1 pseudogene is annotated in these 772 nt (G+C 42.4%); it reads right to left on the bottom strand.

Annotation, left to right across the window (positions count from 1 at the left end):
• Window positions 1–28 precede the first annotated feature (28 nt).
• Window positions 29–713: pseudogene (locus AAC147_RS03815) on the bottom strand (IS1 family transposase).
• Window positions 714–772: the final 59 nt, after the last annotated feature.

Here is a 772-nt window from a genome sequence, read left to right as displayed (position 1 = left end):
GGTCACGTATTCAATCCGTTGATTTGTGTTAAACATAGTATTCACGTTCAATGAAAGTCCCGATGACTTTATCATGCATTTTCGGTGACTTAGAATAACCCAACGTTTTACGATTGAGTCGCTTAAGTCGGTTGCGCAACGTCAAATTCTCCCGCTCAATACGTTGAGTGAAGGTTTTTCCGACAACATGCTGGTTTTTGGGTAATAAACTGTAAGCTTTGAAATTATCTGTACACCAGAAGACAACATTAAACGAAGCCAGTTTTTTGAGGAGTTTCTTGAGTGTTTTTTTGCTTCTTGCTCCGAATGTATGGGCAATGATACGTTTTAATCGAGCTTCCCAAGCATACCATAACCAACGTTGGCACTTTTTATTCCCGACAAATGACCACACCTCATCAACTTCACAACGTTGACATTATCCAGTGGAAGCGTTGTTACGCATCGTGGTTGGAGTTTTTTAAAGTGCGAACAACAGCATTGATACTGATATGTAATGCACGGGCCGTATCACGGATACCCGCATTATTCATGGCAAGGTCAACAACTTGTTCTTTTATACCCGCTTGGCACGCGCGATAGGCGTAATCCAGTTGGAAGGTTCGCTGGCAGGAAAAACAGCGATAGCGTTGGTGTCCTGCCTCACCTTTGCCATGCTTTTTGACGTATTCAGTTTGCTGACAAAATCGACATTTTACTTCAACAGTCGCCATGTGACTTCTCCGAAAAAATGACGATTATACACAACCATCAACAGGTTGAATACGTGACC

Source organism: Xenorhabdus sp. NBAII XenSa04 (assembly GCF_963866145.1).
Taxonomy (GTDB): Bacteria; Pseudomonadota; Gammaproteobacteria; order Enterobacterales; family Enterobacteriaceae; genus Xenorhabdus; species Xenorhabdus indica.
Note: the sequence above shows the minus strand (reverse complement) of the source record. Positions and strands in the feature narration are given on the sequence as shown.